The organism is Nocardia sp. FBN12 (assembly GCF_050320175.1).
Classification (GTDB): Bacteria; Actinomycetota; Actinomycetes; order Mycobacteriales; family Mycobacteriaceae; genus Nocardia.
In genome coordinates, this window is record NZ_CP190048.1 from 6,556,573 (window position 1) to 6,576,001 (window position 19,429).

20 protein-coding genes and 1 tRNA gene are annotated in these 19,429 nt (G+C 66.6%); 15 read left to right on the forward strand and 6 right to left on the reverse strand.

Going from position 1 to position 19,429, the window contains the following annotated elements; all coding sequences use genetic code 11:
* Position 1: 1 nt before the first annotated feature.
* Positions 2-1,195 carry an acyl-CoA dehydrogenase family protein gene (locus tag ACQHI0_RS30930; protein WP_427905264.1) on the reverse strand — a complete coding sequence of 398 codons (1,194 nt, stop codon included), beginning with the start codon at positions 1,193-1,195 and terminating at the stop codon, positions 2-4.
* A 186-nt stretch (positions 1,196-1,381) separates the two neighbouring features.
* Between ACQHI0_RS30930 and ACQHI0_RS30935 the strand changes: the two genes are divergently transcribed.
* The 12 genes from ACQHI0_RS30935 to ACQHI0_RS30990 all read left to right on the forward strand — a co-directional run bounded on the left by ACQHI0_RS30935 (position 1,382) and on the right by ACQHI0_RS30990 (position 12,883).
* Positions 1,382-1,570, forward strand: coding sequence for a ferredoxin (locus ACQHI0_RS30935; RefSeq protein WP_266297314.1), 189 nt, complete (start codon positions 1,382-1,384; stop codon positions 1,568-1,570).
* A gap of 43 nt (positions 1,571-1,613) precedes the next feature.
* Positions 1,614-2,516: a 3-oxoacyl-ACP reductase gene (locus ACQHI0_RS30940; protein WP_427905265.1), complete on the forward strand. Its 903-nt coding sequence runs from the start codon at positions 1,614-1,616 to the stop codon at positions 2,514-2,516.
* A 325-nt stretch (positions 2,517-2,841) separates the two neighbouring features.
* Entirely contained in the window at positions 2,842-3,606 is a 765-nt protein-coding gene (locus ACQHI0_RS30945; protein ID WP_427905266.1) for an MlaE family ABC transporter permease, read from the forward strand.
* Between the two features lie 5 nt (positions 3,607-3,611).
* Positions 3,612-4,463 carry an MlaE family ABC transporter permease gene (locus ACQHI0_RS30950; RefSeq protein WP_427905267.1) on the forward strand — a complete coding sequence of 284 codons (852 nt, stop codon included), beginning with the start codon at positions 3,612-3,614 and terminating at the stop codon, positions 4,461-4,463.
* Positions 4,464-4,467: 4 nt separating this feature from the next.
* On the forward strand, positions 4,468-5,667 hold the full coding sequence (locus ACQHI0_RS30955) for an MCE family protein (RefSeq protein ID WP_427905268.1): 1,200 nt from the start codon (positions 4,468-4,470) through the stop codon (positions 5,665-5,667).
* Positions 5,664-6,692: an MCE family protein gene (locus ACQHI0_RS30960; protein WP_427905269.1), complete on the forward strand. Its 1,029-nt coding sequence runs from the start codon at positions 5,664-5,666 to the stop codon at positions 6,690-6,692. The genes ACQHI0_RS30955 and ACQHI0_RS30960 overlap by 4 nt, the downstream gene beginning before the upstream one ends.
* A complete protein-coding gene (locus ACQHI0_RS30965; protein ID WP_427905270.1) occupies positions 6,685-7,752 on the forward strand; it encodes an MCE family protein in 1,068 nt (355 codons plus the stop codon). The genes ACQHI0_RS30960 and ACQHI0_RS30965 overlap by 8 nt, the downstream gene beginning before the upstream one ends.
* Positions 7,749-9,011: an MCE family protein gene (locus ACQHI0_RS30970; RefSeq protein WP_427905271.1), complete on the forward strand. Its 1,263-nt coding sequence runs from the start codon at positions 7,749-7,751 to the stop codon at positions 9,009-9,011. Before ACQHI0_RS30965 ends, ACQHI0_RS30970 begins: the two co-directional genes overlap by 4 nt.
* Positions 9,008-10,231, forward strand: a complete 1,224-nt coding sequence (locus ACQHI0_RS30975; RefSeq protein ID WP_427905272.1) for an MCE family protein — start codon at positions 9,008-9,010, stop codon at positions 10,229-10,231. Before ACQHI0_RS30970 ends, ACQHI0_RS30975 begins: the two co-directional genes overlap by 4 nt.
* Positions 10,228-11,631 carry an MCE family protein gene (locus tag ACQHI0_RS30980; protein ID WP_427905273.1) on the forward strand — a complete coding sequence of 468 codons (1,404 nt, stop codon included), beginning with the start codon at positions 10,228-10,230 and terminating at the stop codon, positions 11,629-11,631. Before ACQHI0_RS30975 ends, ACQHI0_RS30980 begins: the two co-directional genes overlap by 4 nt.
* Positions 11,628-12,401 carry a hypothetical protein gene (locus ACQHI0_RS30985; protein WP_427905274.1) on the forward strand — a complete coding sequence of 258 codons (774 nt, stop codon included), beginning with the start codon at positions 11,628-11,630 and terminating at the stop codon, positions 12,399-12,401. Before ACQHI0_RS30980 ends, ACQHI0_RS30985 begins: the two co-directional genes overlap by 4 nt.
* Complete coding sequence (locus ACQHI0_RS30990; RefSeq protein ID WP_427905275.1) at positions 12,398-12,883, forward strand: h domain protein; 486 nt, start codon at positions 12,398-12,400, stop codon at positions 12,881-12,883. Before ACQHI0_RS30985 ends, ACQHI0_RS30990 begins: the two co-directional genes overlap by 4 nt.
* 16 nt (positions 12,884-12,899) lie before the next feature.
* Here ACQHI0_RS30990 and ACQHI0_RS30995 read toward each other — a convergent pair whose 3' ends face one another.
* From ACQHI0_RS30995 to ACQHI0_RS31010, 4 genes are all read right to left on the reverse strand, one after another.
* Positions 12,900-14,354 carry an ATP-binding protein gene (locus ACQHI0_RS30995; protein ID WP_427905276.1) on the reverse strand — a complete coding sequence of 485 codons (1,455 nt, stop codon included), beginning with the start codon at positions 14,352-14,354 and terminating at the stop codon, positions 12,900-12,902.
* Positions 14,351-15,055 (reverse strand): response regulator transcription factor, encoded by a 705-nt coding sequence (locus ACQHI0_RS31000; protein WP_427905277.1) that lies wholly within the window; start codon positions 15,053-15,055, stop codon positions 14,351-14,353. The genes ACQHI0_RS30995 and ACQHI0_RS31000 overlap by 4 nt, the downstream gene beginning before the upstream one ends.
* Positions 15,056-15,119: 64 nt before the next feature.
* Positions 15,120-16,646 (reverse strand): alpha,alpha-trehalose-phosphate synthase (UDP-forming), encoded by a 1,527-nt coding sequence (locus ACQHI0_RS31005; RefSeq protein ID WP_427909361.1) that lies wholly within the window; start codon positions 16,644-16,646, stop codon positions 15,120-15,122.
* A gap of 44 nt (positions 16,647-16,690) precedes the next feature.
* Positions 16,691-16,849, reverse strand: a complete 159-nt coding sequence (locus ACQHI0_RS31010) for a hypothetical protein (protein WP_165610244.1) — start codon at positions 16,847-16,849, stop codon at positions 16,691-16,693.
* A gap of 176 nt (positions 16,850-17,025) precedes the next feature.
* On the opposite strand from ACQHI0_RS31010, the gene ACQHI0_RS31015 reads away from it, so the two are divergent.
* The 3 genes from ACQHI0_RS31015 to ACQHI0_RS31025 all read left to right on the forward strand — a co-directional run bounded on the left by ACQHI0_RS31015 (position 17,026) and on the right by ACQHI0_RS31025 (position 18,372).
* The gene (locus ACQHI0_RS31015) at positions 17,026-17,859 is read left to right on the forward strand and encodes an alpha/beta fold hydrolase (protein WP_427905278.1); all 834 of its coding nucleotides are present in this window, start codon (positions 17,026-17,028) and stop codon (positions 17,857-17,859) included.
* A gap of 128 nt (positions 17,860-17,987) precedes the next feature.
* A complete protein-coding gene (locus tag ACQHI0_RS31020) occupies positions 17,988-18,224 on the forward strand; it encodes an MbtH family protein (RefSeq protein WP_022565839.1) in 237 nt (78 codons plus the stop codon).
* A 76-nt stretch (positions 18,225-18,300) separates the two neighbouring features.
* Positions 18,301-18,372 (forward strand) — tRNA-Thr (locus tag ACQHI0_RS31025).
* Between the two features lie 133 nt (positions 18,373-18,505).
* Here ACQHI0_RS31025 and ACQHI0_RS31030 read toward each other — a convergent pair.
* Positions 18,506-19,387 carry an alpha/beta fold hydrolase gene (locus ACQHI0_RS31030; protein ID WP_427905279.1) on the reverse strand — a complete coding sequence of 294 codons (882 nt, stop codon included), beginning with the start codon at positions 19,385-19,387 and terminating at the stop codon, positions 18,506-18,508.
* Positions 19,388-19,429 lie beyond the last annotated feature (42 nt).

Consider the following 19,429-nt stretch of genomic DNA (forward strand, 5'->3'; position numbering starts at 1 on the left):
ATCAGCGGGCGGAAGCGGGCTGGCGCAGGGCGGTCATGGCGATGATGTCGCGCTGCACCTCGTTGGTGCCGCCGCCGAAGGTGAGAATCAGTGCGGCGCGGTGCATCCGCTCGAGCCGGCCGAGCAGAGCGGCGCCGGGGGAGTCCTGGCGCAGGTAGGCGTGCGGGCCGACGACTTCCATCAGCAGGCGATAGGCCTCGGTGGCGAGTTCGGTGCCGTAGACCTTGCAGGCGGAGGCGTCCCACGGCTTCGGCGCTGCCTCGCCGCCCAGGTCGGCGCGGCTGGCGATCTCCCAGTTCAGCAGCTTGAGGTACTCGACCTTGGCGTGCACGCGGGCCAGATTGAGCCGGGCCCATTCCTGGTCGATCACCCGCTTGCCGTCGGAAGCGACGGTCTCGCGTGCCCACGCCACGGTCTGCGCGACCGCCAGCGACAGCGGACCCGCCGAGGTGAGGGCGACGCGCTCGTGGTTGAGCTGGTTGGTGATCAGCGACCAGCCACCGTTCTCCGGACCGACCACCGAGGAAGCCGGTACCCGAACGTCCTGGTAGTAGGTGGCGCTGGTGTCGGGCCCGGCCATCGTGTGTACCGGTGTCCAGGAGAATCCCTCGGCGTCGGTCGGCACGATGAGCATCGTGATGCCCTTGTGCTTCTTGGCCGTCGGGTCGGTGCGCACGGCCAACCAGATGTAGTCGGCGTAGGCGATGAGGCTGGTCCACATCTTCTGGCCGTTGATCACGAAGTCGTCGCCGTCGCGCACCGCGGTGGTCCGCAGCGAGGCCAGGTCGGTGCCCGCGCCCGGCTCGGAGTAGCCGATGGCGAAGTGCAGCTCACCGGAGGCGATCTTGGGCAGGAAGAACTTCTTCTGCTCCTCGGTGCCGTACTGCATGATTGTCGGGGCCACGGAGTTGAGCGTCAGGAACGGGACCGGCGCGCCCGCGATGGCCGCTTCCTCGACGAAGATCAGCTGATCCATCGTGGTGCGGTCCTGGCCGCCGTACTCCTTGGGCCAGCTCAGCGTGAGCCAGCCGTCGCGGCCCATCTGACGCACGACCTCGCGGTAGACATCGCCTTCGCCGTACTCGCCGGTCTGCAGGCTCAGTGCCGCGCGCCGCTCGGGCGTCATCAGCTTCGCGAAATATTCGCGCAGCTCGGCGCGCAATTCTTCCTGCTGCGGCGTATACGCGACGCGCATGCTTCCTACCTCGGTGTCGAGCTGAAAGGGCGGGTGGCGGGGCGCAGGGGGTGAGCCCCGCCGAAACCGATCATTGCATACGAACTGGAACATGTTCCAGTATTGATGGTGATCAGTCGCCTGTTCCGCTCCGCGGTCCGGGCTGTCTGGGTTAGTGTCGCGAAGACCGTGTGGAAGGAAGTTCTCATGAAGATCATCGTCGATTTCGACCGGTGTGAAGCGAACGGCGTCTGTGTCGGAATTGCCCCTGACATGTTCGAACTTGACGACGACGACATGTTGACCGCCGCCGAGGGCGATGTCGCGCCCGATCGCCTCGCCGATGCCGAGGAAGCTGTGGCGCAATGCCCCAAGGCCGCGCTGAGGTTGGCGTGATCGCCTCTTGTCGGATGGTGGAACACGTTCTAGAGTCGGCCGAATGAGTGTGACGCAGATTTCATTGGAGGGCCGGGTCGCGATCGTGACCGGTGCGGGCGCCGGGCTCGGCAGGGCCGAAGCTCTCGCGCTGGCGTCGGCCGGTGCGGCGGTGGTCGTCAATGACCTGACCGAGGACGCGGCGGCCGAGACCATCGCCGCGATCCGCGAACTCGGTGGCAAGGCGGAATTCGTCGGCGGCTCCATCGCCGAGCGCTCGACCGCCGACGCGCTCGTCTCGACCGCGCAGGAATCGCTCGGCGGGCTCGACATCGTCGTCAACAACGCGGGCATCACCCGCGACCGCATGCTGTTCAACATGTCCGACGAGGACTGGGACGCGGTGATCGCGGTCCACCTGCGTGGGCACTTCCTGCTCACCCGCAACGCGGCCGCCTACTGGCGCGCGGCGTCGAAGGCGGCGGGCGCGCCGGTCTACGGCCGGCTGGTCAACACCTCCTCGGAGGCGGGTCTGCTCGGACCGGAGGGCCAGGCGAACTACGGTGCGGCCAAGGCGGGCATCACCGCCCTCACGCTGACCGCGTCGCGCGTGCTGTCCAGGTACGGCGTGCGCGCCAACGCGATCTGCCCCCGGGCCAGGACCGCGATGACCGAGGCGGTCTTCGCGGACGCGCCAGCGGGAGCGGTCGACCCGCTGGCACCCGAGCACGTCGCCAAGCTGGTCGCCTACCTCGCCTCGCCCGCCGCGGACGCGGTGAACGGTCAGGTTTTCGTCGTCTACGGCCCGATGGTGGCGCTGATGGCGGCGCCGACGGTCGAGCAGCGCTTCGATGCCGCGGGTGCCGAATGGTCCGAGGCCGACCTCGCCGCCACGCTCGGCAGCTATTTCGCAGAGCGCCCCGCCGATCACACCTTTTCGGCGCGCGACCTCCGCGATCTGGGCTGAGTAGTCCAGTCCGCGGTTTGCCCGATGTTGGCTCGCCGCGCACCCCGCCGGTTTTGTCTTGCCTGTCGTGTTGATCACCAGTCCAGGTATTGGTAGACATGACCGTCGGGGTGTGTGACGCCTCACAGGAGGGCCGCCGAATTGAATAAGTATCCGTTTCAGTTTTGACAGCGAATAACGAGAAAAAGTCCTGCTCCGGGTCTACCAAAATGGCAGACATTAGCAGGAACATGTTCTAGTCTTTGGGCAGTCTTCAGATCGGGGTGGCGGTGAAGTACGGGTACGCGGACAAATCAGTCCGCCCGTCGAAAGAGGAGGATTCGGTATGAGCAACCTCCTTGCTGTCCCGTTGCGGGCGGTCGGCGGATTCTTCGAACTCGGCGCGGAAGTGGCACGCGCCACCGTCCGCAAACCATTCCAATGGCGCGAATTCGTCGACCAGGCCTGGTTCGTCGCACGGGTCTCGATCGTGCCGACGCTGTTGGTCGCGATCCCGTTCACGGTGCTGGTCGTCTTCACGCTCAACATCCTGCTGCGCGAGATCGGCGCCGCCGACCTCAGTGGCGCGGCCGCCGCGTTCGGCGCCGTCACCCAGGTGGGCCCGATCGTCACGGTGCTGATCGTGGCTGGCGCAGGCGCCACCGCGATCTGCGCCGACCTGGGCGCACGCACGATTCGCGAAGAGATCGACGCGATGAAGGTGCTCGGCATCGACCCGATCAGCCGGCTGGTCGTGCCGCGCGTGTTCGCCTCGATGTTCGTGGCGCTGATGCTCAACAGCCTGGTGTGCACCATCGGCATCGCCGGCGGCTTCGTGTTCTCGGTCTTCCTGCAGGGTGTGAACCCCGGCGCGTTCGTCAACGGGATTCCGCTGCTGACGAATCTGTCCGAGCTGATCATCTCCGAAATCAAGGCGGGCTTGTTCGGCCTGATCGCCGGAATGGTGGCGTGTTATCTCGGGCTCCAGGTCAAAGGCGGACCCAAGAGCGTCGGTGACGCGGTGAACCAAACAGTGGTCTTCGCCTTCATGGCGCTGTTCGTGGTGAATGTCGTCGTCACCGCGATCGGCCTGAAATTCACGGTGCGGTGACCACGATGGCATTCATAGTTCGCAGCAAGTTTCCGCGCACGGTCCGCCGTTTCGAGCGAATGTCGAAATCGGTGGATTCCCTGGGAGATCAGGCGATCTTCTTTATCAAGGCGCTCGGCTCGGTGCCGCGCGCGCTGGTGCACTACCGCACCGAGACCATCCGCCTCATCGCCGAGATCAGCATGGGCAGTGGCGCATTGGCCGTGATCGGCGGCACCGTGGTGATCGTCGGTTTCCTCACGCTCATGGCGGGCGGCACCATCGCGGTGCAGGGCTACAGCTCGCTCGGCAATATCGGTGTCGAGGCGCTGACCGGCTTCTTCGCCGCGCTCATCAATGTGCGCATCGCGGCACCGGTGATCTCCGGCATCGGCCTGGCCGCCACCATCGGCGCGGGCGCGACAGCGCAGCTGGGCGCGATGCGCGTGGCCGAGGAGATCGACGCGCTGGAATCGATGGCGATTCGGCCGATCCCGTTCCTGGTCGGCACCAGAGTGCTGGCCGGCATGATCGCGATCGTGCCGCTCTACGCACTGGCGGTGATCGCCTCGTTCATCGCCAGCCGCTTCGCGACCGTGGTGATCTACGGACAGTCCGGCGGCGTCTACGACCACTACTTCTCGACCTTCCTCATCCCGAGCGACATTCTCTGGTCGTTCGCGCAGGCGATCGTGATGGCACTGGCCGTGATGCTGATCCACACCTACTACGGCTTCCACGCCGCGGGTGGTCCGGTCGGCGTCGGCATCGCGGTGGGTAACGCGGTGCGGTCGTCGCTGATCGCGGTCGTCACAGTGACGCTGCTGATCTCGCTGGCCATCTACGGCACCTCCGGCAACTTCCACCTCTCGGGATAGCGTGATGGATACTTCACGATTCGTTGCCGCATTGCAGGGCGGGCTCGGGCGCAAGCTCGCCGCGCTCACGATGGTCGGCTTGCTCGTCGGGCTCGTGGCCTTCGCGTTCGCCCTGTTCCAAGGCGCGTTCACCACCACCGCGCAGGTGCTGGTCGACGCCCCCCGCGCAGGCCTTGTGCTCGACCCCGACGCCAAGGTGAAGGTGCGCGGCGTCGAGATCGGCCGGGTCGCCGAGATCAACCTGCGCGACGACGGCGCGCAGATCCTGCTCGAGGTCGACCCGGAACAGCTGAAGCTGGTGCCGTCGAACGCGGGTGTCGATATTCGCTCGACCACGGTGTTTGGCGCCAAGTATGTGAATTTCATTGTCCCCGAACAGCCTTCGTCGAACTCGCTGAAGGCGGGCAGCACGGTGGCGGCCAGCGCGGTGACAGTGGAGTTCAACACGCTGTTCCAGCATCTGTCCGATGTGCTCGCCCAGGTGGAACCGGAGAAGCTCAACGCCACGCTGACCGCGCTGGGCACCGCACTGGAAGGTCGTGGCGACAAGTTCGGCGATCTGCTGGTGCGCTCGGATCGGTATCTGCGCGAACTCAACCCATACCTGCCGACGCTGGAAGCGGATCTGGACAAGACCGCCGCGGTGACCGACCTCTACGCCGAGGTCGCCGACCCGCTGTTGCGCACCGTCGACAACGCGACCGGCACCTCGCAGACCATCGCCGAGATGCCGGGCCAGCTCGACAATGTGCTGGTCAATGTGACCGGGCTGTCCGACACGGTGGGATCGGTACTGCGCGAGAACGAGCACGATCTGGTGACCGCGCTCGACCTGTTGCGACCGACGACCGCCCTGCTGTTCGACTACGCGCCCGCACTGAGTTGCGTCATCAACGGCCTCGGCCCGCTGGTGCCGATCGCCGAGGAGATGATGGGCGGGCTGCTGCCGGGTGTCGGTATGAACGCGAGCTTCATGCTCGGTTCCCAGCCCTACTCCTACCCGAACGATCTGCCCAAGGTGAACGCCACGGGTGGCCCCCGCTGCGAGGGTGTGGTGGAGCGGGTACCGGAAAGCCATTCGGACTACTTGGTGACCGATACCAGCCAGGGCGCGCCGTACACCCCGAGTACCCGCCACGAATTCAACGGTGTGCCAAAGGTATTCCAGCTGCTGATGGACGGACTGCCGGGAGTGACACGGTGAGGAACACGGGAACGACGATCAAACTGGCGATCTTCACCGTGGTGATGACGCTGGTGTTCGCCGGCCTGGCGATCGTCTTGAGCCAGGCACGGTTCTCCAGTGAGACCGGCTATCACGCGGTGTTCACCAGCTCATCGGGCATGCTGCCGGGTTCCAAGGTACGCATCGCCGGTGTGCCGGTGGGTTCGGTGACCTCGGTGAAGGTGGGCGAGGACAACCTCGCCCACGTCGCGTTCGATGTCGACAGCAAGTACGCGGTGCTGGCCAGTACCCGTGCGGGGATCAAGTACGAGAACCTGGTCGGCGACCGCTACATGGAACTGCTGGAGGGTCCCGGCTCGGCTCGGCGGCTCTCCGACGGTGACACCATCGGCCGCGAGCAGACCGAACCCGCCCTGGATCTGGATCTGCTGCTCGGCGGATTCAAGCCGCTGCTGCGCGGGCTCGATCCCGCGCAGGTCAACGACCTCACCGCGGCGCTGTTGCAGATCTTCCAGGGACAGGGCGGCACCCTGGTCTCGCTGCTGAACAGCGGCGGGAGCTTCGCCAAGACCCTGGCCGACCGCGACGCGCTGATCGGCAGCGTGATCGACAACCTGAACACCGTGCTCGCCACCATCGACGATCGCGGTGACCAGTTCGCCACCACCATCGACGAACTGCAGCGCCTGGTCAGCGACCTGTCCGCACAGCGCGACCCGATCGGCAACGCGTTGCCGCGAATCGCGGGCGCTACCAAGGAAATCAACGACCTGCTGGTGCAGGCCCGTCCCGACCTGCGCAACACCATCGAACAGACCGGCAGGCTCGCCACGAACCTGGACGAGGGTTCCGACCATATCGAATGGGTGCTCGGAAAACTGCCGGAGACATACAAGAAGCTCATCAGGATCGGTGCCTACGGCTCCTTCCTGCAGCTGTATATCTGCGGTACCAACATCCTGGTCTCCGGCCCCGACGGCAAGCCGATGGAAGTTCACCTGCCGGGTCTGCAGGCGACTGGAAGGTGCGCGCCCAATGAATGAGAACAAGTCGTCGTCGGCGACGATCGGCATCGTCGGCTTGGTGCTGGTGGTGACGATCTCGCTCGCGACGCTGCAATTCACCGAGCTGCCCTTCATTCGCTCCGGCGCGACCTTCACCGCGAACTTCCTCGACGCGGGCGGGCTCGTACAGGGCGACCCGGTGCATGTGGCCGGAGTGCGATCCGGCGAGGTGCGCGAAGTCAGCCTCGACGGTGACAAGGTGCTGGTGAAGTTCGACCTCGACGAGTCGATCGTGCTGGGGGAGAAGACCACCGCCGCGATCAAGACCAACACGGTCCTCGGCCGCAAGTCGCTGGACGTGGTGCCGACCGGCACCGGCGAGATCGGCACCGGTGACACCATCCCCCTCGACCGCACCACCTCGCCCTACTCGCTCAACGAAGCGCTGAGCGATCTCGGTGGGACCGTGCGCGATCTCGATCTGGATCAGGTCGACCAGACCCTCGACACCCTGTCGGCGGCCTTCGCCGACACGCCGGGCCCGCTGCGCAACGCCCTCGACGGTGTCACCGCCCTGTCGCGCAGCATCAATGTGCGCGATCAGGCGCTGACCGACCTGCTGGCCAGGGCGCAGAATGTCACCAAGATCCTGGCCGACCGCAGCACCCAGCTCAATACGTTGCTCCTCGACGGCAACGAGCTGCTCGGCGAGCTCGACCGGCGCCGGGCCGCGATCAACCAGCTCGTCGTCTACATCGACGATGTGGCCAGGCAGCTCTCGGGCCTGGTCGCCGACAACGAGCCCCAGATGCGGCCGACGCTGGACCGGCTGAATTCGGTACTCGCGCTGCTTCAGCGCAACGAACAGAACCTCAACGAAGCCCTCGACGGCCTCGGCCCCTACGCCGCCGCGCTCGGTGAGCAGGTCGGCAACGGTCCCTGGTTCAACGCCTACGTGGTGAACGCGACCAGTACCGAATTGCGCCCGCTCGTCGACGCGCTGGTCTGGCCGGAACAGGTGCCACAGGACCTGATCGATATCTTCACCAATCCGAGGGCGCCGTACATCGCTCCTACTGAGGAGGATCCCCCGCGATGAGCTTGACTCAGCAGGTACGCGGGTTGCCGCGCTGGACTGTCGCCGTGGCGGTGGTAGTTGTCGCGGCGTTGGTCGTCGTGGCTGTCTACTTCGTCACCGGCGGCGGAAAGAACACCGTGACCGCCGCGTTCACCTCCACCACCGGCCTGTACGAAGGCGATGAGGTCCGGGTACTCGGCGTCACCGTCGGCAGCATCGATTCGATCGACGCGGGCCAGGGCCAGGCACGGGTGAAGATGAGCATCGACAGCAGCGTCGACCTGCCCGCGGACGCACGCGCGGTGATTGTCGCGCCGTCGCTGGTCTCGGCCCGCTTCGTGCAGATCGCGCCCGCCTACCGCGGCGGACCGAAGCTGGCCGACGGCGCGCAGATTCCGCTCGACCGCACCGCGGTGCCGGTGGAGTGGGACGAGATCAAGGCCGAACTGACCAAACTGTCGGCGGCACTCGGTCCGGTCGGTGACGACGAGCAGGGTTCCTTCGGCCGCTTCGTCGACACCGCGGCCGAGAACCTCGACGGCAACGGCCAGAAGTTCCGGGACACCCTGCGTGAGCTGTCCGCGACTCTGACGACCCTGTCCGACGGGCGAACCGACCTGTTCGGCACCATCCGCAACCTGCAGAAGTTCGTCGAGGTGCTCTCGGCGAGCAACGAGCAGATCGTGCAGTTCAGCGGTCGGCTGGCTTCGGTGTCCTCGGTGCTGGCCGGCGCGTCGGAAGATCTCGGCGCCGGACTGGACAGCCTCGATGTGGCGCTGGCCGATGTGAAGAGGTTCCTCGACGGCACCGGGGGTGAATTGACCGAGGGCGTAGAGAAACTCGCCGATGTCACCCAGACCCTGGTCGACAAGCGGCCCCAGATCGAACGGGTGCTGCACTCGGCTCCCACCGCGATGGTGAACTTCTACCAGCTCTACAAGCCCGCGCAGGGCTCGTTCACCGGCTCGGTCTCGCTGAACAACACGGCCAATCCACTCAGCTTCCTGTGTGGTTCGATCCGGGCGCTCGAGCACAACAACTCGGACAAGTCCGCGGATCTGTGCGCGGAGTTCCTGGCACCGGTGATCAGCTCGCTGGCGATGAACTACGTGCCGATCATGACCAACCCGGCCACCGGCGTGACCGCGTTCCCCGAGCAGCTGGTGTACAGCGACCCGAGCCTGGCCGGCGCGGGGCAACCGAACGAGGCGCCTGCCGCCGCTCCGATCACCGTGCCCGAAGGTCTTGCCGGGCTTGCCGTTCCAGGAGGACAGCGATGAGGCGGCAACGCACACTCGCCGGGCTGGCCGTCGGCGTCGCCGTCGCGCTCGGCACCACCGGCTGTCAGTTCGACGGGCTCAACTCCCTACCCATGCCCGGCTCCGAGGGGCGCATGGCCGGCTCCTACACGGTGCGGATCCAGATGCCCAATGTCACCACCCTGACCCGGAATTCGCCGGTGCGGGTCGACGACGTCGCGGTCGGCAATGTCACCGGGATCGACGTCGAGGGATGGCACGCGCTGGTGACGGTCTCGCTCAACCCCGATGTGCGCCTGCCCGCCAACGCGGTCGCCAAGATCGGCCAGACCAGTCTGCTCGGCAGCAACCATGTCGAGTTGTCCCCGCCGACGACCGCGCCGAGCGGTCAGCTGCGTGACGGCGACGTCATCCCGCTCGAGCGGGCAGGCGCCTACCCGACCACCGAGCAGGTGCTGTCCTCGCTGTCGGTGGTGCTCAATGGCGGCGGTATCGCGCAGCTCGAGACGATCACCACCGAACTGAACGCGATGCTGAGCGGTCGCGAGGACGAGATCGCCGACCTGCTGCCGCAGCTCAACGAGCTGACCACCGGCTTGGAACGGCAGACCGGCAGCATCATCAGCGCGATGGAGGGGCTGGACCATCTCGCGGTCAAGCTGGCCGGTCAGAAGGACGTGATCGCCGAGGCGATCGAACAGATCCATCCCGCGCTCACCGTGCTGGCCGACCGCTCGGCGGAGATCACCCGGGCCATCACCGCGCTCGGCGAGCTCGGTGACGTCAGCGAGCGGCTGATCAAGACCAGCGGTGACGATCTGGTGGCCAATCTGCGCAGCCTCGGACCCGTGCTCCAGACGCTGGCCGACACCGGCAACAACCTGATCCAGGCGATGGGCATCCTGCCGACGTTCCCGTTCCCGATCAGGAACATCGACAACGCGATCAAGGGCGACTACATGAACTTGTTCATCACGTTCGACCTGACCGGTAGTCGTCTCGACAGCAACTGGCTCACCGGAACGCCACTCGGCGGTCGCTTCGGTGGTGTCGAGGGTGTCGTCGGATCATTCGCGCCGTCGACCGCCACCGATGCCGCCGACCCGGCCACCGCCCCGTTCGCGGCGCCGCCCGCCCCAGGACCCATGCCCACCATTCCGGGGCTGCCGTCCATTCCCGGTCTGCCCGCCATACCCGGCATCACCGCGCCGCTGCCCGGCCAGGAAGGGGCGGGTCGATGAAACTCACCCGGTTCGTGCGAGCCCAGCTCGCGATCTTCGCGGTGCTCACCGTGATCGGTCTCGTCGTGATGGGCGGCGCCTACGTGCAGGTGCCCGCGATGTTCGGGATCGGCCGGTACGCGGTGACCGTGCAGCTGGCTGCCACCGGTGGGCTCTATCCCACCGCCAATGTCTCCTACCGCGGGCAGAACATCGGCAAGGTCGAGGCGGTGCGCCTGACGCAGGCCGGGGTCGAAGCCGATCTGTCGATCGACAGCGACTACAAGGTGCCCGCCGATTCGAGCGCCTGGGTGCGCAGCGTCTCGGCCATCGGCGAGCAGTACGTGGACTTTGTGCCCACCGAGCAACCGGCCGACGGGAATCTGCGCGACGGCTCGGTGATCCCCGTGCAGCGCACCCACCTGCCCCAGGATGTCGGCGCGATGCTCGACCAGGCCGACAAGCTGCTCGCGACCGTCGCCGACACCCGCCTGAAGCAGGTGATCGACGAGGCGTTCTACGCGTTCAACGGCGCCGGGCCCGATCTGCAGCGGTTCATCGATTCGGCGGCGCTGCTGGTGCAGCAGGCCGAGACCGATATCGAGCCGACCAAGAAGCTGCTCGACCAGATCGGTCCGCTGCTGGACACCCAGACCCGCTCCGCCGACGATATCCGTTCCTGGACAGCGGATCTGGCCACGCTCACCGATCAACTCCGTGAGCACGATCCGGCTCTGCGAAACCTGTTGAACAACAGCCCTTCCGCGATGGAGACGGTGAACAAGCAGTTCCAGGATCTGCGTCCAACACTGCCGCTGCTCGCCACCAATCTGGTGAGCCTCGGACAGGTCGGCGTGACCTACAACGCGAGCCTGGAACAGCTCATGGTCGTCTTCCCACCGCTGATCGCGGCGCTGCGAACCGGCATCCGTGGGCCGACGAAGTACGGCCTGATGGTCGACTTCATGACCGCCGTGCACGACCCGCCCGCCTGTACCACCGGGTTCCTGCCGTCGGAGCAGTGGCGGCAGCCGAGCGAGCTGAGCCAGGTGGACACGCCACCCGGGCTGTACTGCAAGGTGCCGCAGGACTCGAATATCGCGGTACGCGGCATCCGCAACACGCCGTGCATGGAGTTCCCCGGCGTCCGGGCACCCACGCCCGAACTGTGCCGGACCGGGTACGTGCCGGAAGGCAACAACCCGACGTACGGACCGGTCGAGCCGGTCGCTCCGGCGTCGGCACCGGCAGGCGCATCGACGGGCGCTGTGACGCCCGCCGCAGCGCGCCCCTATGATCCGTCAACGGGCAGCTATCTGGGCACGGACGGACGCACGTACCGCCAAGGTGACATCGCCGAGGACGGGTCGGGCACCGTACCGGCCAGTTGGCAGGCGATGTTGGAGGAGCAGCAACGATGAACGACAACGACAACCGCCGTCCGCGTAGGCGGGCCGCGCGCACGGCCGGTCCGCCGGTCGAGGGGACGGCGGCCGAGACGGTCACCGTCAGTAAGAGCGAAACCGCATCGTCGGCGGCGACGGTGGATGCCGAGGTCACGGTGAAGCTCGCCGAGACCACGGCGGTGTCCGAGGCCGCCACGGTGAAGCTCGCCGAGACCGCCGCGGTGTCCGAGGACGTCACCGGGAAGGTCGCGCCGAGCGAGCCGGTCGACCTGAGCAAGACCGCCGACGAAAAGGCGCCCGGCTCGGGCGGGCGCATCTTCGCGCTCGCCGCGGCGATAGTGCTCGTGCTCGCCCTGGTCGTCGGCGCCGGTTTCGCCGCCTTCACCGCCTACTCGGTGAACAAGGACGAGGACCTACGGGCCCAGTACACCGAGACCGCCCGCCAGGCCGTGCTGAACCTCACCACGATCCGCGCCGAGTCCGCCAAGGAGGACATCGACCGGATCCTGTCGGTGGCCTCCGGCGACTTCAAGACCGAGTTCGACGGTCGCGTCGATCCATTCATGGATGTCGTCAAGCAGGCGAACGTGGTCTCCACCGGCGAGGTGGTCGAGTCGGGCATCGTCACCGCGGACGGCGAATCCGCACAGGTGCTCGTCGCCGCCAAGCAGATGGTGAGCAACAACGGCTCGCCCGAACCGCAGTCGCGGCAGTACCGGTTCCGGGTCACGGTGTCGAACGGCGACACCGGAATGACCGTGTCGAAGGTGGAGTTCGTGGGATGAGCCAGCGTATGAAGATCGTCTTCGGCAGCCTCGGCGCCCTCGGCCTGATCGCCGCGATCGTGCTCGGTGTGAGCGGTTATCAGCTCTGGCAGCACGACCGGACCGAGCAGGCCCGCACCGACGCGATGAGCACGGCCAGCCGCACGGTCAGCGCCATGTTCACCTACGAGCCGGCCACCGTCGACACCGAACTGCCGAAGGCGGCCGACGGCCTGACCGAGTCCTTCCGCAACGACTACCTCGAGCTCATCAAGGAAGCCATCGCGCCGGGCGCCAAGGAGAAGCAGCTCACCGTCAAGGCCACCACCCAGGCCGAGGGCGTCGTCTCCGCCGAGCCCGAGCACGCCGTGGTGCTGCTCTACCTGAACCAGCTGACCACCAGCAAGGACACCCCGGACGGCGCGACCTCCGGCAGCCGGGTGCGCGTCTCACTGGACAAGTCCGACGACCGCTGGCTGGTCGCCCAGGTCACGCCGGTCTGATCGCCGCACCCTCGGCTCACACGGACCTGACTTCGCCGCCGCGCGGTAGTCGTACGACGAAGGTCGCGCCGCCACCCGGCGTGGTCTCGACTCGAACCATGCCGCCGTGGGCCGCGACGAGTGCCGCCACGATCGAAAGACCGAGTCCGCTGCCGCTGGTGACAGCGCCGGGTTCGGTGGTGCCGCCGCGGCGGGTGCGCGAGATATCCGCGCGGTAGAAGCGTTCGAAGACGTGGTCTGCGTCTTCGCCGGTGAGTCCGGGACCGGTGTCGACGACCTCGAGCTGGACCGCATCGGGTGCGGGGGTCAGGCGGACGGTGATCGAGGTGCCGTCGGGGGTGTGGGTGCGGGCGTTGTCGAGCAGGTTGGTGAGTACCTGGCGCAGGCGGTGCTCATCGCCGAGGATTTCCAGGGTGCCAGGGCCCTCGGCGACGGCCAGGGTGATCGGGCGGTGCTGACCTTCGGCGGCCTCGACGGCCCGCGCGCTGTGCACGGCGTCGCCCGCCACTGCCAGCAGGTCCACCTGGCCCAGTTCGACGGGGCGTTGGGCGTCGAGGCGAGCCAGCATGAGCAGGTCCTCCACCAGCAGGCCCATGCGCTGGGCTTGCTGTTCGATGCGATTCATGAACATCGCCGGGTCGGCGGTCGCGCCCTGGCGGTAGAGCTCGGCGAAGCCGCGGATCGTGGTGAGCGGCGTACGCAGTTCGTGGCTGGCGTCGGCGACGAAACGGCGCATCTTCGCCTCGGAATCGCGCGCGGCGGTCTCGGAGGCCTCGGTGGCGGCGAAGGCCTGCTGGATCTGGGTCAGCATGCTGTTGAGCGACTGTGACAGTCGATCGACCTCGGTGACGTTGCCGTGCACGGGGATTCGATGATGGAGTTCGCCGCCCGCGATCGCCGCCGCGGTCGCTTCGACCCGGTGCAGCGGTCGCAGACTGCCACGCACCACGAAATAGGCCGCGATGGCCAGCGCGAGCAGCACGATCGCGCCGACGATCAATTGCAGCACAACGAGATTGCGTACCGTCTCGATGTTCTCGGCCAGCGGCCACGCGACCGTCGCCGTCGCATGACGACCGTCGACCGTCAGTACCCGCCACTGATCGCCCGAGTCGTCCAGCGAACCGACCGTGACTGGTTGCAGTGCGGGCGAGTCGGGGAGATCGGGCTGGGAGGTAGTGCCGAAGACGTTGTCCAGGCGTACTTTTCGTGTGCCATCCGCGCTCTCCGCTGTCACGAAGTAGCGACCGGGCGGCTGCCCGGACACCGAGGACGGCGGGGGCAGGTTGGGTGCTGGTAGCCCCACTCGCCGCTCCCACTCCATCGCCGCGTCCTGCAGCTGCTGATCGGTGCGGTTTCGCAGCGAGTTCTCCATCGCCTTGGTCACCACGAAACTCGAAGCGACCAAACCGAATCCGGCCAGCGCGACCAGGATCAGTACCAGCGTCACCCGCAGGGGGAGTCTGCTCACCGCTTCGGCTCACGCATCACATAGCCGACCCCACGCAGCGTGTGGATCAACCGCTGCTCGCCGGTATCGACCTTCTTGCGCAGGTAGGACACGTAGGTCTCCACGACGCCGACTTCGCCACCGAAGTCGTAGCGCCACACGTGATCCAGGATGCGAGGCTTGCTGAGCACACTCCCCGCGTTCACCACGAAATAGCGCAGCAGCGTGAACTCGGTGGGGGACAACGCAACCGGCTCGCCTGCCTTCCACACCTCGTGCGTGTCGTCGTCGAGTTCGATATCGGCGAAGCGCAATCGGGTGCTCGCGTGCTCGGGCTCGGCGTGCCCGGCGCGACGCAGGATCACCCGTAGCCGGGCCACCACTTCCTCCAGGCTGAACGGCTTGGTGACGTAGTCGTCGGCGCCGAGGGTGAGCCCGGTGATCTTGTCGTCCACGTCGTCGCGCGCGGTCAGGAACAGCACCGGCGCGTCGATCCCGTCGGCGCGCAACCGGCGCAGCAGCCCGAAGCCGTCCATGCCGGGCATCATCACGTCGACGATCAGCGCCTGCGGCCGAAACACGCGTGCCCGATCCAGCGCCTCGGCACCATCGGCCGCCGTCGCCACCTCGAAGCCCTGGTAGCCCAGGCTCACCGCGAGCAGTTCGACGATCATCGGCTCATCGTCGACGACCAGCACCCGCGCTTCCGGCACACCACTCATGCCCCTATGCTCCACCACCCCGCTGGGAAGTGGCTGGACCCTCGCTGTGAGGTCGCTGTGCGCCTCAGCGCGCGTCGGCGGGGTAGGTCTGCTCCTCGTCGCTCATCAGTGCCGAACCCGCCACATTGCCGTGTGAGAGGGCATCGAGGAACGCCCGGGCCCACCGTTCGACATCGTGGGTGAGTACCTGGCGGCGCAGCGACCGCATCCGGCGGCGCTTGGTGTCGCGATCGTCGTCGAGTGCGCCGATGATCGCGTCCTTCACGCTGTCCAGGTCGTGCGGATTGCACAGGTAGGACTGGCGCAGCTCGGCCGCGGCACCGGTGAACTCGCTCAGCACCAGGGCGCCGTTGAGGTCGCTGTGGCAGGCCACGTACTCCTTCGCGACCAGGTTCATGCCGTCGCGCAGAGGCGTGACCAGCATCGCGTCGGCGGCGATGAAGAAGGCGATCAGTTCGTCGCGGGGGATCGGGCGGTGCAGATAGTGCACGACCGGATAGCCGACGCGCGCGAACTCACCGTTGATCCGGCCCACCTGGCGTTCGATGTCGCCACGCATCTTGATGTAGCTCTGCACGCGTTCGCGGCTGGGCGTTGCCAGCTGCACCATCACCGTCTCGGACGGGTCGATGCGGCCCTCCTCGAGGAGTTCCTGCAGCGCGTTGAGCCGGATGTCGATGCCCTTGGTGTAGTCGAGGCGGTCGACGCCGAGCATGATGTTCTTGGGATTGCCCAGCTCAGCACGGATTTTCGCGGCCCGCTCGCGCACCCAGCGGCGACGGGAGTGCTCGTCGAGTTCGGCGGAATCGATCGAGATCGGGAACGCGCCCACGCGCACCGTCCGGAAACCGACCTGCACCACACCCAGCTTCGAGCGAACCCCGATCGTGCCGCGCGAGGTGGGCTGACCGGCCAGTCTGCGGGCCAGATAGAGGAAGTTCTGCGCGCCGCCGGGCAGGTGGAAACCGATCAGGTCGGCGCCGAGCAGGCCCTCGACGATCTCGGTGCGCCACGGCATCTGCATGAACAGCTCGACCGGCGGGAACGGGATGTGCAGGAAGAAGCCGATGGTCAGATCGGGCCGAAGCATGCGCAACATCTTGGGCACCAGCTGCAGCTGGTAATCCTGCACCCACACCGTCGCGCCCTCGGCGGCCACCTTCGCGGTCTCCTCGGCGAACCGCCGGTTGACCTCGACATAGGCTGCCCACCAGTCCCTGTCGTACACCGGGCGCACGATCACGTCGTGATACAGCGGCCAGAGGGTGCCGTTGGAGAACCCCTCGTAGTAGTCCTCCACCTCCTGCGCCGTCAGCGGCACCGGATACAGCTCCAGCCCGTCCTCGATGATCGGTTCGACCTCGACGTCGGGCACGCCGCACCAGCCGACCCAGGCGCCCTTGTTGGTGCGCAGCACCGGTTCCAGCGCGGTCACCAGCCCACCGGGGCTGCGCTTCCACCTGGTGGTGCCGTCGGGCAGGCGCTCGAGGTCGACCGGGAGCCGGTTGGCGACGACTACGAATCCCGAACCCGATCCGCTGGGCGCGAGAGGTTCTTCGGACGGACGGTCGTTGGACGGTTGATCGATCATTTGGTCCACTCACGCATCCTTATGCGTCGCAGGGGTGCGCTGTGTCAGGCGGGAGCGATGCCGAGCATGGACAGCAGCATGCGGCACTCGTCGGCGTCTTCGGCGTGTGCCGCGACGACCTTCTGTGCCTGGCGGGCGGTCTCGTCGGCAAGCGGCTCGAGTTCGTCGTCGGCGATGTCGTTGGCGGTGCTCTTCGCGGCCATATGGGTTCGTCCTCCCGGTTTTCCCTGCGCTCTACCTGCGAGTGATCAATACTATCGGGCGCCGGCGCACGGCCGATGAACTAGCGACGCGCGACACCCCGCCCCGGTGCCGTGTCGTGGCGGTCCCGTTACCGTGGAGGCAGTACACGATCGACCCCCGCAGAGAGGTTTGTTTCATGCCACTGGCCACGGTGAACGGCATCGCACTGAATTATCAGGTCAAGGGCGACCGTACCAAGGGCACCGACGTCAAGGGCGGTGGTCCGCTGGTGGTGTTGATCATGGGGACCGGGTCGCCGGGGCGGGTGTGGGAGTTGCACCAGGTCCCCGCGCTGGTCGCGGCGGGTTATCGGGTCTGCGTGTTCGACAATCGCGGGATCGCGCCGTCGTTCGAGGCCGCGAGTGGGATGCGGATCGAGGAACTGGTCGCCGATACCGCCGCGCTGATCGAGTTCCTCGACGAAGGACCCGCGCTGATCGCGGGGACGTCGATGGGTGCGCGGGTGGCTCAGGAGCTGGCGCTTGCCCGCCCCGATCTCGTGCGCAAGGCCGTGTTCATGGCCGGCCACGGCAGGCTCGACCAGTTCCAGAAGACGCTCTCGATCGGTGAGCAGGACCTCGACGCCTCCGCGGTGAAGCTGCCCGCGAAGTTCGAGGCGGCGCTGGCCGCGGTGATGAACCTGTCGCCCGCGACGATGGCCGACACCAATGCCGCGCGCGACTGGCTCGACCTGTTCGAGTTCACCGTGGGGACCCCGTCGCCCGGTATCCGTGCTCAGCGGGCGATGGATCACGAGTTCGATCGGGTCGCCGCGTATCGGGGGATTACGGTGCCCTGCTTGGCAATTGGATTCGCCGACGATCGGATGATTCCGCCGTACCTGTCCCGTGAGGTCGCCGAGGCCATTCCCGGCGCCCGCTACCAGGAGGTCCCCGATACGGGCCACTACGGCTACCTGGAGCGCCCAGAGGCGGTCAACAAGATCCTGCTCGACTTCTTCGCCGCCTGATCGACCCGGCATACAGCATCGGGTAACTGCCTACCAGTAACGTATGCCTTGCTAGGGTCGACCTAACGCTCGTGGCTTAGCGGCCGCGCAGTGATCCTGTACACAGCGCCAGTATCCAGTGAGGTGAAATGAGCACCAACCCCTTCGACGACGAGGACGGCCGCTTCTTCGTTCTGGTCAACGATGAAGAGCAGCACTCCCTGTGGCCCGCGTTCGCGGAGGTCCCGGCGGGCTGGCGTGTCGTGTTCGGCGAAGAAAGCCGGGCAGCGTGCGTCGAGTACGTCGAGAAGAACTGGACCGACATGCGGCCCAAGAGCCTGCGTGACGCGATGGCTGCCGACGACGCGGCCCGCGCCCAGTCCTGATCTCCTCCGCCACCGCGTGACACCCATCCGGTGCCACGCGGTTGGCGTGCGCGGCTAAGATAGTCGCGCACCACCCGCCTCCTTAGCTCAGTGGTAGAGCACCGCTCTTGTAAAGCGAAGGTCGTCAGTTCAATCCTGACAGGGGGCTCATCTCGTAAGAAAGGCTCTGGCCCAGGTTAGAGCCTTTTTTGCGCGCTAGCAGCCTTCGGGGAACTGGCTCGGTGCCGTTCCGCGCCTCCTCTCGGGCGCGGACAACAGCGTCACCTCAAAACGTCTGGTGCTCAGTTCCGGACTTGATCGTGGTTGTCGGCGAAGTCCAGGAAGCGGGGGATCACCACTTCCTGGTTCGCCCACAGCAGGTCGTGTCCGATACCCGGGTAGATCTGCACGTCGACCGACGGGATGTGTTGCCGGGCGCGAGCTGCCCCCAACTCGGGATCGTTGACGACGGTCTCGGCGCCGAAGAGCACCAGCGTCGGCGCGGTGATGGCTGCCAGTTCTTCGTCGGTGAGCACTCGGTCCCATGGCATGCCTGGCCGAAATTTCAGGCTCGCCATCACCATCGCGAATTCCTCGTCTGTGAGCTGCGCGCGAGGGGTCAGCCAGGCGTTGAGCTTGCGCATCCGTTCGGGTGTCGGCCGCAGGCCGGCGGCGAGGAATTTGAGCAGCAGGCTCCATTTCGGTTTGGCGAAGGTGGCCCCACCGGGTTCGAACATGGTGAGGCTCGCCAGACGGTCGGAGTAGTAGACCCCGACCATGCCGGCCATCCAGGCGCCCAGCGAATTCCCGGCCAGGTGGACTCGATCCTCACCGAGTCCGTCGAGGGTCTCGACCACCCACTTCGCTACGTCGGCGCCGTCGCGCACGGGCGCGGTCTGCACACAGCGTCCCGGCCATCCGATGACGTCCGGTGTGTACACCACACGCTCGCTCGCGAAATCCTCGATGAATCGCTGCCACACCAAGCCGTTGCCCGAGGTCCCGGGCAGCAGCAGGACCGGGGCACCCGTCCCACTTCCGGACTTACGCACACGTGTAGTTCCGAACGACGTTTCGACGTCTACGACGGTCGAGGGAATCGGCCACCGCTCCGCCCACGCGTCGTAGATGCGCAGATAGTCGGCCTTCGCCTCGTCGCTGGTGAACCGCCCGATCTTCGGCATGAGCTCCTCCTCGATGTTTATAGTATGTCCATACTATCTTAG